The sequence below is a fragment of the Pseudomonas sp. B26(2017) genome (assembly GCF_002113045.1).
In the GTDB taxonomy this organism is placed as follows: Bacteria; Pseudomonadota; Gammaproteobacteria; order Pseudomonadales; family Pseudomonadaceae; genus Aquipseudomonas.
Window position 1 is genome coordinate 87,864 of the sequence record NZ_NEJJ01000007.1, and the last position, 13,926, is coordinate 101,789.

The 13,926-nt window shown below is 61.0% G+C and carries 12 protein-coding genes; 10 read left to right on the plus strand and 2 right to left on the minus strand.

Annotated features, from left to right (window positions below; genetic code table 11):
- Positions 1-35: 35 nt before the first annotated feature.
- The 4 genes from CAF79_RS12110 to CAF79_RS12125 all read left to right on the plus strand — a co-directional run bounded on the left by CAF79_RS12110 (position 36) and on the right by CAF79_RS12125 (position 4,930).
- Positions 36-353 carry a RebB family R body protein gene (locus CAF79_RS12110; RefSeq protein ID WP_085697960.1) on the plus strand — a complete coding sequence of 106 codons (318 nt, stop codon included), beginning with the start codon at positions 36-38 and terminating at the stop codon, positions 351-353.
- Between the two features lie 317 nt (positions 354-670).
- Complete coding sequence (gabD, locus tag CAF79_RS12115) at positions 671-2,113, plus strand: NADP-dependent succinate-semialdehyde dehydrogenase (RefSeq protein ID WP_085697961.1); 1,443 nt, start codon at positions 671-673, stop codon at positions 2,111-2,113.
- A gap of 186 nt (positions 2,114-2,299) precedes the next feature.
- Complete coding sequence (gene gabT, locus CAF79_RS12120) at positions 2,300-3,577, plus strand: 4-aminobutyrate--2-oxoglutarate transaminase (protein ID WP_085697962.1); 1,278 nt, start codon at positions 2,300-2,302, stop codon at positions 3,575-3,577.
- A gap of 141 nt (positions 3,578-3,718) precedes the next feature.
- Positions 3,719-4,930 (plus strand): response regulator, encoded by a 1,212-nt coding sequence (locus CAF79_RS12125; protein ID WP_085697963.1) that lies wholly within the window; start codon positions 3,719-3,721, stop codon positions 4,928-4,930.
- Between the two features lie 138 nt (positions 4,931-5,068).
- Here CAF79_RS12125 and CAF79_RS12130 read toward each other — a convergent pair whose 3' ends face one another.
- Positions 5,069-6,058 carry a sensor domain-containing diguanylate cyclase gene (locus CAF79_RS12130; RefSeq protein ID WP_085697964.1) on the minus strand — a complete coding sequence of 330 codons (990 nt, stop codon included), beginning with the start codon at positions 6,056-6,058 and terminating at the stop codon, positions 5,069-5,071.
- Between the two features lie 145 nt (positions 6,059-6,203).
- A complete protein-coding gene (desA, locus tag CAF79_RS12135) occupies positions 6,204-7,388 on the minus strand; it encodes a delta-9 fatty acid desaturase DesA (protein WP_085697965.1) in 1,185 nt (394 codons plus the stop codon).
- A gap of 146 nt (positions 7,389-7,534) precedes the next feature.
- On the opposite strand from desA, the gene dibA reads away from it, so the two are divergent.
- From dibA to CAF79_RS12165, 6 genes are all read left to right on the plus strand, one after another.
- Entirely contained in the window at positions 7,535-9,454 is a 1,920-nt protein-coding gene (gene dibA / locus CAF79_RS12140) for a phosphodiesterase DibA (RefSeq protein ID WP_085697966.1), read from the plus strand.
- A gap of 190 nt (positions 9,455-9,644) precedes the next feature.
- Positions 9,645-9,827: a sulfur starvation response protein OscA gene (gene oscA, locus CAF79_RS12145; protein WP_022643503.1), complete on the plus strand. Its 183-nt coding sequence runs from the start codon at positions 9,645-9,647 to the stop codon at positions 9,825-9,827.
- Positions 9,828-9,967: 140 nt separating this feature from the next.
- The gene (locus tag CAF79_RS12150; protein ID WP_085697967.1) at positions 9,968-10,981 is read left to right on the plus strand and encodes a sulfate ABC transporter substrate-binding protein; all 1,014 of its coding nucleotides are present in this window, start codon (positions 9,968-9,970) and stop codon (positions 10,979-10,981) included.
- 172 nt (positions 10,982-11,153) lie between these two features.
- Positions 11,154-11,972, plus strand: coding sequence for a sulfate ABC transporter permease subunit CysT (cysT, locus tag CAF79_RS12155; RefSeq protein ID WP_007952818.1), 819 nt, complete (start codon positions 11,154-11,156; stop codon positions 11,970-11,972).
- A gap of 13 nt (positions 11,973-11,985) precedes the next feature.
- Positions 11,986-12,858, plus strand: a complete 873-nt coding sequence (gene cysW, locus CAF79_RS12160) for a sulfate ABC transporter permease subunit CysW (RefSeq protein WP_007952817.1) — start codon at positions 11,986-11,988, stop codon at positions 12,856-12,858.
- 3 nt (positions 12,859-12,861) lie between these two features.
- A complete protein-coding gene (locus CAF79_RS12165; RefSeq protein WP_085697968.1) occupies positions 12,862-13,851 on the plus strand; it encodes a sulfate/molybdate ABC transporter ATP-binding protein in 990 nt (329 codons plus the stop codon).
- Positions 13,852-13,926 lie beyond the last annotated feature (75 nt).

Consider the following 13,926-nt stretch of genomic DNA (forward strand, 5'->3'; position numbering starts at 1 on the left):
TGCAACACCCACTGTCCCTTGAAAGGAGTCGGAACATGGCAACCGTGAATGATCAGATTACCGATGCAGTCACCCAGACCAGCGTCAAGGTTGTGGCCGAAGCGCCGGCCATGGCGATGGGCAGTATTTACCAGAGCCTGGCGCACTCGACCGGCATCCTGTTCGAGAACGCCGTCAGTGCCCAACAGCAACAGAACACTTTGGCGCAAGCGGCGACCAATCAGGGCGTGATGCAGATTTACAGCGTTGATACCACAGCCGGCGCCGCGGCCACGGAGAAAGTCGCGCAGACGGGGGTGGCTGACAACCTGACCAGTCTGTTGACGGTGCTCAAATCGTTTCAGGATAAGTAGTCACCATCCTCTGTTCCCTGCCGTTCGACGGCGGCAGGGAACACGGGCGCTTGTACGTTGATCTGAAATGTTCAGCAATTGCGGCGTTTTTGTTCTTTTTTTCGAACGCCCTATTGTCCTCCAACCCCTTTGAACCTAGGATTCGTTTGAGATTTCAAACGCTCCTTATCCAGGTGCTGAGTCGCACGTCTTTTGAGTCGTGCGCTGTTCATGTGCCAGCCCGGTAAATGATTTCCCTGACGGCAGCCTTGCGAGGCGCCTTTCTACAATCATAATTTTGCTCCGCGCCTTGCGCGGTGCTGTTAAGGAAAGCCGACATGCAGCTTAAAGACACCCAGTTGTTCCGCCAGCAAGCCTTCATCGATGGCGCATGGGTCGACGCGGACAACGGTCAGACGATCAAGGTCAACAACCCGGCCACCGGCGAAATTCTGGGCACCGTGCCGAAAATGGGCGCTGCCGAAACCCGCCGTGCCATCGAAGCCGCCGACAAGGCGCTGCCGGCCTGGCGTGCACTGACCGCCAAGGAGCGCGCAGGCAAACTGCGTCGCTGGTTCGAACTGATGATCGAGAACCAGGACGACCTCGCTCGCCTGATGACCCTCGAACAAGGCAAACCACTGGCCGAAGCCAAGGGCGAAATCGTTTACGCCGCTTCGTTCATCGAGTGGTTCGCCGAAGAAGCCAAGCGTATCTACGGTGACGTGATTCCGGGCCACCAGCCGGACAAGCGCCTGATCGTGATCAAGCAGCCGATCGGCGTGACCGCCGCCATCACCCCGTGGAACTTCCCGGCGGCGATGATCACCCGTAAAGCCGGTCCTGCGCTGGCCGCCGGTTGCACCATGGTGCTCAAGCCTGCTTCGCAAACGCCGTTCTCCGCCTTCGCCCTGGCTGAACTGGCCCAGCGCGCCGGCATCCCTAAAGGTGTGTTCAGCGTGGTGTCCGGCAGTGCCGGCGACATCGGCAGCGAGCTGACCAGCAACCCGATCGTGCGCAAACTGTCCTTCACCGGCTCGACCGAAATCGGCCGTCAGCTGATGTCGGAATGCGCCAAGGACATCAAGAAAGTCTCCCTGGAACTGGGCGGCAACGCGCCATTCATCGTGTTCGACGACGCGGACCTGGATAAGGCCGTCGAAGGCGCGATCATTTCCAAGTACCGCAACAACGGCCAGACCTGTGTTTGCGCCAACCGTCTGTACATTCAGGATTCGGTCTACGACGCATTCGCCGAGAAGCTGAAAGTGGCAGTCGCCAAGCTGAAGATCGGTAACGGTCTGGAAGAAGGCACTACCACTGGCCCGCTGATTGACGAGAAAGCCGTGGCCAAGGTGCAAGAGCACATCGCTGACGCCGTGGGCAAAGGCGCAACTGTGCTGGCCGGTGGCAAACCGATGGAAGGCAACTTCTTCGAGCCGACCATCCTGACCAACGTGCCAAAAGACGCAGCTGTCGCCAAGGAAGAAACCTTCGGTCCGCTGGCGCCTCTGTTCCGCTTCAAAGACGAAGCCGACGTGATCGCGATGTCGAACGATACCGAGTTCGGTCTGGCCTCGTACTTCTACGCTCGCGACCTGGGCCGTGTGTTCCGTGTGGCTGAAGCCCTGGAATACGGCATGGTAGGCGTCAACACCGGGCTGATCTCCAACGAAGTGGCGCCGTTCGGCGGCATCAAGGCCTCGGGCCTGGGCCGTGAAGGCTCCAAGTACGGCATCGAAGATTACCTGGAAATCAAATACCTCTGCCTGGGCATCTAAGCCTCGGTAGAAGATCGCTGTAAACGCAAAGGGCACGAGAGCGCTGTCCCTTTGCGTCGCTTCAAACCGGAATTTTCTCTGCGGCCGGGAACGCCGTGGCAGTCGATCATCGCATGCTGCCACCGCCGATTCCTCCCGCTTAATCCTTGAACCACGCCGCCCGATGAGCGGCGAATGAGGACTGTAATGAGCAAGACTAACGCTGACTTGATGGCCCGCCGTACCGCTGCTGTTCCACGTGGTGTTGGCCAGATTCACCCGATCTTCGCCGAGTCCGCGAAGAACGCGACCGTGACCGACGTTGAGGGTCGTGAATTCATCGACTTCGCCGGTGGTATCGCCGTACTGAACACCGGCCACGTGCACCCGAAAATCATCGCCGCCGTGACCGAGCAGCTGAACAAGCTGACCCACACCTGCTTCCAGGTGTTGGCCTACGAGCCGTACGTCGAGCTGTGCGAGAAAATCAACGCTCGCGTACCAGGCGACTTCGCCAAGAAAACCCTGCTGGTGACCACCGGCTCCGAAGCCGTTGAAAACGCCGTGAAGATCGCCCGTGCCGCCACTGGCCGCGCTGGCGTGATCGCCTTCACCGGCGCTTACCACGGTCGCACCATGATGACCCTGGGCCTGACCGGTAAAGTCGTGCCTTACTCGGCCGGCATGGGCCTGATGCCAGGCGGCATCTTCCGCGCGCTGTACCCGAACGAACTGCACGGCGTGAGCATCGACGACTCGATCGCTTCCATCGAGCGCATCTTCAAGAACGACGCCGAGCCGAAAGACATCGCCGCGATCATCATCGAGCCTGTGCAGGGTGAAGGTGGTTTCTACGTCGCACCGAAAGAATTCATGAAGCGTCTGCGTGCCCTGTGCGACCAGCACGGCATCCTGCTGATCGCTGACGAAGTGCAGACCGGCGCTGGCCGTACCGGCACTTTCTTCGCCATGGAACAGATGGGCGTTGCTGCCGACCTGACCACTTTCGCCAAATCCATCGCCGGCGGCTTCCCGCTGGCCGGTGTGTGCGGCAAGGCCGAATACATGGACGCCATCGCTCCAGGCGGCCTGGGCGGCACCTACGCCGGTAGCCCGATCGCTTGCGCCGCGGCCCTGGCCGTGATGGAAGTGTTCGAAGAAGAAAAACTGCTGGACCGCTGCAAGGCTGTCGGCGAGCGTCTGGTCACCGGCCTGAAGGCCATCCAGGCCAAGTACCCGGTGATCGGCGAAGTCCGTGCCCTGGGTGCCATGATCGCAGTCGAGCTGTTCGAAAACGGCGACAGCCACAAGCCAAACCCGACCGCTGTCGCGGCTGTCGTGGCCAAGGCGCGTGAAAAGGGCCTGATCCTGCTGTCCTGCGGCACCTACGGCAACGTTCTGCGCGTCCTGGTACCGCTGACTTCGCCGGACGAGCAACTGGACAAAGGCCTGGCGATCATCGAAGAGTGCTTCTCGGAGCTGTAATCCGTAGCACCGTGTGATCGGATCGACAAAAAACCCGCTTCGGCGGGTTTTTTCATGCCCGGAGAAACACTTGCGCGGTTTTCAGGTTGTACCGAAACGCAAGCATTGGCTAAGGTTCAAGCATTGCAAGGGAGGGCGAGCATGACTGCCGTCGATTTACCCGCTGTACCCCGGGTGCTGATTGCCGAGGCCGATCCCTGGTCGCGTGATCTGCTCAAACAAGTGCTGCTGAATGTGCGCTGCGATGCGCGGCTGGACCTGTGCGCCGATGGCCAGGAGGCGATGTCGCTGCTCAGCGAAGTCCCGTATGACCTGGCGATCGTCGACTGGGAATTGCCCGGCGTCGATGGCTTGAGCGTGTTGCGCAGTGTCCGCCAGCGCAAACGCAACCCGCCGCTGCCGTTCATTTTGATGAGCAGCCGCAACGACAGCGCCAGCGTGCGCGAAGCCCTGCCGATGGCGCCGACCGCCTACCTGGCCAAACCCCTGAACATGGAAAGCCTGACCGAGCGTTTGCAGGGACTGCTGCTGAACGCCGGCGAGGAAGTGTTCTGTGAAGTACCTGCACTGGCGCCGGGCATGACCCTCTCGGTATTCCTCGAACGTCGCCGCGAACAGGCCGATGGCGCACCGCTGATGACCGATGTGCAGGTGGCAGTCAAACGCAGCCTCAATCCCAATGGGCTGGACCTGAAGCTGCTGGAGGAGGAAATCCGCACCGATCCGCAGATCACCGCCGTGTTGATTGCCGCCGCCAACAGCGCCGCCCAGCACCATGGCGCGCCGGTGCAGACCTTGGCGCAGGCGCTGCATCGCCTGGGCACCGGGCAGAGCATGAACCTGATCCTTGGCCTTGCACTCAAGCGCAGCGCCCGACTCAGCGATCCGTGTCTGGCCGATTACGCCGAGCGCTATTGGGGCCTGTCGCTGCACACCGCCGAGTACGCCCGCACGCTGGCGCGGCTGCTCGATCTGGATCAGGAACGCTGCTATTGCGCCGGGATGCTCCATCGCCTCGGCGACCTGGCACTGCTGCGTTGTCTGCAGGAATGGAAGCAGGCCGGCGGCGAGCTGGATGAACTGGAGGAAGTCGGCGATGCGCTGGCGGAATTCGGCGCAGCGTATGGCTCGGCGTTACGCACCCGCTGGCGCTTGCCGCTGGAGTTGCGCGAGCTGATTGCCGCGGTTTACCAGCTCGGTGGCGGGGTGTACTCCCGCGAGGCGCTGGTGATGAACATGGCGGCGCAGATGGCGCGGCTGACCGAGCATGAAGGCGTTGAGGAGCTGGCGAAGAGCCGCACGGCGCGCTTGCTCAAGATCGGCTTGCCGGAGCTGCTGCGGATGCGTAAATAACCGCGCGCACTACGAATCCCTGTGGGAGCGAGCTTGCTCGCGAAAGCGGTATGCCAGTCAGCGCTATGTTGACTGACAAGACGCCTTCGCGAGCAAGCTCGCTCCCACAGTAGTCTTGTGTTGGGCTGAGGTCTTGAATCAGGCGGAAATGATCCGGTTCTTGCCCTGCCGTTTGGCTTCGTACATCGCTGCGTCCGCGCGGGCGAACAGGGTGTCGAGGCTTTCGTCATCCGGGGTGAGGCTGGTCAGGCCCTGGCTGACGGTGATGCCGAACGTCTGATCACCGTGGTTGAAACTCAGCCGCTGAATTTCCCGTTGCAGCCGTTCGGCCACCTGCATCGCCATGTCTGGCGCACAGCCCGGGAACACCGCAGCAAATTCTTCACCGCCAATCCGCCCGAACAGGTCGCCCCGGCGTAACGATGCTCGCCCGCATTCGGCGATCCGTTGCAGTACGTTGTCGCCTTCCGGGTGGCCGTAGGTGTCGTTGATCACCTTGAAGTCATCAATGTCCAGCAGCAGAAACGCCAGTGGCACGCCTTGCAGGCGGGCGTCTTCGAACTCGCGGTGGGCGCATTCGAAGAAGTGCCGGCGATTGCTGCTCTGGGTCAGCACGTCGGTGGTGGCCAGGCGTTGCAGTTCGGTTTCCATCTGCTTCTTGTCAGTGATGTCTTCGGCGATGCCGACGATGATCACCGGTTGCCCTGGTTCGTCCTGACGGTTGATGAAGCACTTGTCGCTGATCCAGCGCACTTGGCCGTCGGCGGCGATGATCCGGTATTCGCGGTCTTCCACGGCGCCTTTGTGCAGCACTTCGGCGAGGCTGCGTTCGGCGTATTCCAGATCGTCCGGGTAGATGCTGTCGCGCCACTGGTTGTAGTCGGCCAACAGCAGGGCGGCGGAGCGGCCGAATATCCGTTCATAGGCGGGGCTGACATACAGCACCTGACGGGTTTCCCAGTTGAAGGCCCAAAGCACGGCGTTGACGCTGACCAGCAGCGAGCTGAACAGTTGCTCGCGTTCGCTCAGCCGGGCGACTTCGCCCTGAGCGTGCATCAATGCCATCAGGGTTTGCGCAGCCTCGGGCCACTGGGGAGGGGATGAGTCTTTCTGATTGTTGTTGACCATCGACACGAATCTCAAAGGGCGTGCCGGGAAGTCGACAACGGCCACGGGAAAGCCCGCCGGGGGTGGCGAAGTGTCTTTGAGATAGGGGATCGGGGGTGAAGTTCCGAAGGGTGCGCCCGGGAATCGGGCGCACCGATCAACGGCATCAGGCGGTGGCAGGGCGCAGCGAGTAGGTTTTCAGCTGGTCGGCGAATTCACGCAGGGACTGGATGCCACTGGCCTCCGCCTCGTGTACCCATTCCTTGATGGCAGCGAGCATGTCGTGGCCATTTGCGCTGGTCTTGACCCAGATCTGCTGCAGGGCCAGGCGTTTCTCGTAGATTACCTTCAGCGCCTGGCTGTGCTCGAACATGTTCTGGATGCGCACGTGGTGGCGATCTTCCAGCAGGCTGGTTTCCCGCGACAACAGGCGTTTGGCCCGGTGGAACTGGTGGCGTACCGAATGATCGACCTTGGCCAGCTCCTGCTTCACCAGCGGCCCGATCACCAGCTTGCGGTACTGGGCCATGATCTGGAAGCGGTTGTTGAGGATCGCCATGGCGGTGTCCATGTCCAGGCTGCCCTTGCCTTCGACGCGGTGGGCGATCGGGGCGACCCGTTGCACCTTGGCCAGACGCAGGAAGCTGAAGACCTGGATCCAGGCCCAGCCGAGGTCGAATTCCCACTTCCTGACCGACAGCTTGGCCGAGTTGGGATAGGTGTGATGATTGTTGTGCAGTTCTTCGCCGCCGATCAGGATGCCCCATGGCACCAGATTGGTCGCCGCGTCGCGGCATTCGAAGTTGCGGTAGCCGACGGCATGGCCCAGACCGTTGACCACACCGGCCGCCCAGACCGGGATCCACATCATCTGGATCGCCCAGATGGTGATGCCGATGGTGCCGAACAGCAGCAGGTCGACGACGGCCATGATCGCCACGCCCAGCAGCCGGTAGCGGCTGTAGAGGTTGCGCTCGATCCAGTCTTCGGGGCAGTTCTTGCCGTATATGCGCAGGGTTTCCGGGTTCTGCGCTTCTTCGCGGTACAGCTCGGCACCTTTGCGCAGGACGGTGGACAGACCCTTGACGACCGGACTGTGCGGGTCGTCTTCGGTTTCGCATTTGGCGTGGTGTTTGCGGTGGATGGCGGTCCACTCGCGGGTGTTCTGCGCGGTGGTCAGCCACAGCCAGAAACGGAAGAAATGCTTCAGGCCGGCATTCAGCTCCAGAGAGCGATGGGCCGAGTAGCGGTGCAAGTAGACCGTGACGGCAACGATCGTCACGTGGGTCATCACCAGGGTGACGGCGACCAGTGACCAGGCCGACAAGCCAAGAAAACCTTCGTACCACATAGGCTATAGGGCCCTCGATAAAGAAAAAACAGCCGTTGCATTATCACCAAGCACACAGATAAAACCAGTCGCCCTTTCAGATAAGAGATGGCTGGATGTTTCTTGACTTATAATCCCGACAATTTTGTAGGGACATGGACGGCCGAATGTCTGCCACTTACCGCGATGCCTTGCGTGCAGCGCTGCTTTATCTGGTCCTTGCGGTTGTGTGGCTGCAAGGCACTGGCTATTTATTGAACAGTTTCTTCGATAACTCAGACGAACTGCTGCGCTGGCAACTGATCAACGGCTACGTGTTCGTAGCGCTCAGCGCCGGGTTGATCTTCCTGGCCCGTGCGCGGCTGTTCGAATGCCTGGGCATCGGTGCCCGACTGCGTGAACGCCAGGCGGATCGCGAACGCCTGCGTCAGGCTGCTGCAGTATTCGATTGCACCCGCGAAGGCGTGCTGGTCACGGACCGACAGGGGCTGATCGTCCACGTCAATCGCGCCTTCATGGAAATCACCGGCTATCAACGCGAGGAAGTCATTGGCCAGCAGCCCAGCCTGTTCAAGTCCGGGCACCATCCTCCGGGGTTCTATCAGGCGATGTTCGCCACCTTGCAGACGAAGGACGAGTGGAGCGGCGAAATCTGGAACCGGCGCAAGAGCGGCGAGATTTATCCACAGTGGCAAACCATTCGGGTGATCCGCGACGAGGACGATCGGCTCAGCCATTACGTCGCGGTGTTTTCCGACATCAGCGCCATCAAGGATTCCGAGCACGAGCTCAAGCACCTGGCCCATCACGATCCGCTGACCGACCTGCCCAACCGCCTGCTGTTCAGCGACCGCGCCGAACAGGCGCTGGCATCGGCGCAGACCCACAAGCGCGGTTGCGCGTTGCTGATGATCGACCTGGACCATTTCAAACTGATCAACGACAGCCTCGGCCACACCATCGGTGACCGTTTGCTCAAGGCGGTCGCCGTGCGTTTGCAGGCGTTGTTCGGGACGGGCATCACCCTGGCGCGGCTGGGTGGTGACGAGTTCGCAGTCCTGCTGGAAAGTTGTCCACAGCCGGCGCAGGCGGCGGCGCTGGCTCAACGCATTCTCGATGCGCTCAAGGAGCCGTTCTGCCTCGATGGTCATGAGCTGTTCATCAATGCCAGCCTCGGCATCAGTCTGTTTCCCAGCGATGCATTGAGCGCCGAGCAGCTGTTGCGCAACGCCGATGCGGCGCTGTTCAAGGCCAAGAGCAGTGGCCGCAATGGCTACGCACTGTATACCGAAGAGCTCACGGCTCACGCCCAGCAACGGGTCGAAATCGCCTTTGAACTGCGCCGCGCGCTGGAGCAGCAGGAGCTGCGGGTCTATTACCAACCGGTACACGACCTGAAAACCAGTCGCCTGATCGGCGTCGAAGCCCTGGTGCGCTGGGAACATCCGCAACGGGGCCTGGTGTCGCCGGCGGAGTTCATCCCGATTGCCGAGCGCACCGGGCTGATCTCGGAAATCGACGCCTGGGTCATGCAGCAGGCCTGCCGGCAGATGTGCCAATGGCAGCAGGCGGGAGTCGTGCTGTCGTTTGTCGCGGTAAACGTGTCATCACGCTTGTTTGCCCGCCGCGAGTTGTACGAGCAGGTTGCGCAGGTGCTGCACGACACGGGCCTGGATCCGGCCTACCTGGAACTGGAAGTTACCGAAAGCGCGGTGATGGACGATCCGGAAGTCGCGCTGGAACAGATGCATCGTCTGCGCGAGCTGGGCATTCGTCTGGCCATCGATGACTTCGGCACCGGTTATTCGTCGTTGCTGCGGCTCAAGCGCCTGCCGGTGCAGAAGCTCAAGATCGATCAGGGTTTTGTCGCCGGCCTGCCGTGGGACGAGGACGACGCAGCGATCGTCCGCGTGATCATTGCCCTGGCCCGCAGCATGGGCATGCAGGTGCATGCCGAGGGCATCGAGCAGGCGGAACAGGCGGCGTTCCTGTTGGGCCAGGCTTGTGATCTGGGGCAAGGCTATTGGTTCGGGCGGCCGGTCCCGGAAGCGCAAATCGACTGGAACCGGGCGCCTTTGATCGGTTGATGACGGCGTACGGCAGGTTTGCCGGCGGGCGAATCCGCCGCAAACCCTTGCTGCATCACATAATGTTTTCCAGTTATATAAAAATTCTTAAATAGTCTTTTTAAGAATATCTGCGCCTCTCTTATATTGCTCCCACGCCGAACGCAGTACCGCCCACTGCCAGGCATATCCCATTCAAAGGAGCAGCACCATGAGCGCATCCCTGCGTAGCGTTGACGGTCAGGACGAAGCCACCATCCTTCGCGAAATCCAGAGCGCCTTGCGCGACCTGCGATTCGGCGCGGTGGAAATCACTGTGCACAACGCCCAGGTGGTCCAGATCGAACGCAAAGAAAAATTCCGCTTGCAGCAACCGGGCAACAAGCCGAGCTGAATCGAAAAAAGATTCCAGCCTGCGCCCGCTCTTGCCGGGGATCAACGCAAGAGTGGGCGCAGGCGGTGATCTTTACAGGCAACCCGATTTTCGAAATTCATAAGAAAAAGTCACCACCAGGAATTCCAGGAGCTTTCACCATGTCGTCGATTCGCCGTTACGCTTTGGCCGCCCTGGCCAGTGCTGTTTTTGCCGGTTCCGCGGTTGCCAAGGATTACGAACTGCTCAACGTGTCGTATGACCCGACGCGCGAGCTTTATCAGGATTACAACGCCGAATTCGTGAAGTACTGGCAGTCGGAGCACGCCGGCGACACCGTGAAAATCCAGCAATCCCACGGCGGTTCGGGCAAGCAGGGCCGTGCGGTGATCGACGGTCTGCGCGCCGACGTCGTGACTCTGGCCCTGGCCGGCGACATCGACGAAATCGCCAAGCTCGGCAAGACCCTGCCGGCCGACTGGCAGAAGCGTCTGCCGGAAGCCAGCACTCCGTACACCTCGACCATCGTGTTCCTGGTGCGCAAGGGCAACCCGAAAGGCATCAAGGACTGGGGTGATCTGATCAAGAACGACGTCTCGGTGATAACCCCGAACCCGAAAACCTCCGGCGGTGCACGCTGGAACTTCCTCGCGGCATGGGCCTACGGCCTGAAAGCCAACGGCGGCGACGAAGCGAAAGCCAAGGAATACCTACAGACCCTGTTCAAGCATGTGCCGGTTCTGGACACCGGCGCCCGTGGCTCGACCATTACCTTCGTCAACAACGGTCAGGGTGACGTGTTGCTGGCCTGGGAAAACGAAGCCTTTCTGGCGCTCAAAGAAGATGGCGGCAAGGACAAGTTCGACATCGTCGTGCCTTCGCTGTCGATCCTCGCCGAACCTCCGGTGGCCGTGGTCGACAAGAACGCCGAGAAGAAGGGTAACGAGCAGATCGCCGAAGCCTATCTCAAGCATCTGTACAGCCCGGCCGGTCAGGAAATCGCGGCGAAGAACTTCTACCGTCCGCGTGACAAGGACGTGGCTGCCAAGTACGCCCAGCAGTTCCCGAAACTGGAACTGGTGACCATCGACAAGGACTTCGGCGGCTGGAAAACCGCACAGCCGAAATTCTTCAACGACGGTGGCGTGTTCGACCAGATCTATCAGGCGCAGTAATCTGAAATAAGCTGCAACCGAGCTTTAGTGCCGGACACCCCATGTGGGAGCGAGCTTGCTCGCGAAGGCGGTGTGTCAGACAACGTAAGTGTTGAATGATGCTCCCTCTTCGCGAGCAAGCTCGCTCCCACATTAGTGCGTTCAGCGGAACGTTTTTTAACCAAGGACTTTTATGTCGCGTCGTATCTCCCCCGTCATACCCGGCTTCGGGCTGACGCTGGGCTACACCTTGGTGTACCTCAGCCTGATTGTGCTAATCCCGCTGGCGGCGATGTTCGTCCACGCCGCCCAACTCACCTGGGATCAGTTCTGGACGATCATCTCCGCGCCCCGGGTTCTGGCCGCACTGAAGCTGAGCTTCGGCACTGCGCTGTGCGCCGCGATCATCAACGGCATCATCGGCACGTTGCTGGCCTGGGTTCTGGTGCGCTACACGTTCCCGGGACGCAAGGTGATCGACGCGATGATCGATCTGCCGTTCGCCCTGCCGACCGCGGTGGCCGGTATCGCGCTGACGGCGCTGTACACGCCGACCGGGCTGGTCGGGCAGTTCGCTGCAGACCTCGGTTTCAAGATCGCCTACACCCCGCTCGGGATTACCTTGGCGCTGACCTTCGTGACCCTGCCGTTCGTGGTGCGCACGGTGCAGCCGGTGCTGGCGGACATCCCGCGGGAAGTCGAAGAAGCCGCGGCGTGCCTCGGTGCCAAACCGCTGCAGGTGTTCCGTCACATCCTGCTGCCGGCGCTGTTGCCAGCCTGGCTGACCGGTTTTGCCCTGGCGTTCGCCCGGGGCGTTGGCGAATACGGTTCGGTGATTTTCATCGCCGGCAACATGCCGATGAAAACCGAGATCCTGCCGCTGCTGATCATGGTCAAGCTCGACCAATACGATTACACCGGCGCTACCTCCATCGGCGTGTTGATGCTGGTGGTTTCTTTCGTCCTGTTGCTGCTGATCAACTTGCTGCAGCGGCGCATCGAAACCCCATAAGGAGGCGCGAACCATGTCCCAATCGTCTATTGCGGCCGCTTCCTCGGCCAATGCCGCCCGCCGTGGCAGTGCCACTTCGCGGCGGATTCTGATCGGCCTCGGCTGGCTGATTTTCTTCCTGTTCCTGGTGCTGCCGCTGTTCATCGTGGTGTCGCAGGGATTGAAGAACGGCCTCGGTGCCTTCTTCACTGCGATCTTTGAACCGGATGCCTTGTCGGCGCTGAAACTCACCGTGATCGCGGTGCTGATTTCGGTCCCGTTGAACCTGGTGTTCGGTGTCAGCGCCGCGTGGTGCGTGAGCAAATACTCGTTCCGTGGCAAGAGCATGCTGGTGACGCTGATCGACCTGCCGTTCTCGGTGTCGCCGGTGATCGCCGGTCTGGTCTACGTGTTGATGTTTGGCGCCCAGGGCCTGTTCGGGCCGTGGCTGCAGGATCACGACATCCAGATCGTCTTCGCCCTGCCGGGCATCGTACTGGCGACGATCTTCGTCACCGTGCCGTTCGTGGCCCGCGAGCTGATCCCGCTGATGCAGGAACAAGGCACTCAGGAAGAGGAAGCCGCGCGTCTGCTCGGCGCCAACGGCTGGCAGATGTTCTGGCACGTGACCGTCCCCAACATCAAGTGGGGCCTGATCTACGGCGTGGTGCTGTGTACTGCGCGGGCCATGGGTGAGTTCGGCGCGGTGTCGGTGGTTTCCGGGCACATTCGCGGGGTGACCAACACCTTGCCGCTGCACGTCGAGATCCTCTACAACGAATACAACCACGTGGCCGCGTTCGCCGTGGCGAGCCTGTTGCTGATCCTGGCGCTCTTCATCCTGCTGCTCAAGCAGTGGAGCGAAAACCGTATCAACCGCCTGCGCGCCAGCGCCGCGGAGGAATAATTCATGTCGATCGAAGTGCGTAACGTCAGCAAGAATTTTAATGCGTTCAAGGCGCTGGACAACATCAGCCTGGACATCCAAAGCGGTGAGCTGGTGGCGCTGCTCGGCCCGTCCGGCTGCGGCAAGACCACCTTGCTGCGCATCATTGCCGGTCTGGAAACCCCGGATAACGGCAACATCGTGTTCCACGGTGAAGACGTTTCCGGCCACGACGTGCGTGATCGCAACGTCGGGTTCGTGTTCCAGCACTACGCCCTGTTCCGCCACATGACCGTGTTCGACAACGTCGCGTTCGGCCTGCGCATGAAGCCGAAAAACCAGCGCCCGAGCGAAAGCCAGATTGCGACCAAGGTTCACGAGCTGCTGAACATGGTGCAACTGGACTGGCTGTCGGATCGTTATCCGGAGCAACTGTCCGGCGGTCAGCGTCAACGTATCGCCCTGGCCCGTGCCCTGGCGGTAGAGCCGAAAGTGCTGCTGCTCGACGAGCCGTTCGGCGCCCTCGACGCCAAGGTGCGTAAAGAGCTGCGCCGCTGGCTGGCGCGCCTGCACGAAGACATCAACCTGACCTCGGTATTCGTGACCCACGACCAGGAAGAGGCAATGGAAGTGGCCGACCGAATCGTGGTGATGAACAAGGGTGTGATCGAGCAGATCGGCTCACCGGGCGACGTCTACGAAAACCCGGCCAGCGATTTCGTCTACCACTTCCTCGGCGACTCGAACCGTCTGCATCTGGGCGATGACAATCACGTACTGTTCCGCCCCCACGAAGTGTCGCTGTCGCGGCATGAGCTGGAGGATCACCATGCCGCTGAAGTCCGCGATATCCGGCCGCTGGGCGCGACCACGCGGGTGACGCTGAAGGTTGAGGGGCAAACCGATCTGATCGAGGCGGAAGTGGTGAAGGATCACGACAGCCTGACCGGGTTGGCGAAGGGTGAGACGTTGTTCTTCAAGCCGAAGGTCTGGCAGAAAGTCGCCAACGTTTGACCTCGCGCGTTCCCACGCTCTCCGCGTGGGAACGCCGCTATGGACGCTCCGCGTCCACTGTGACGCGGAGCGTCA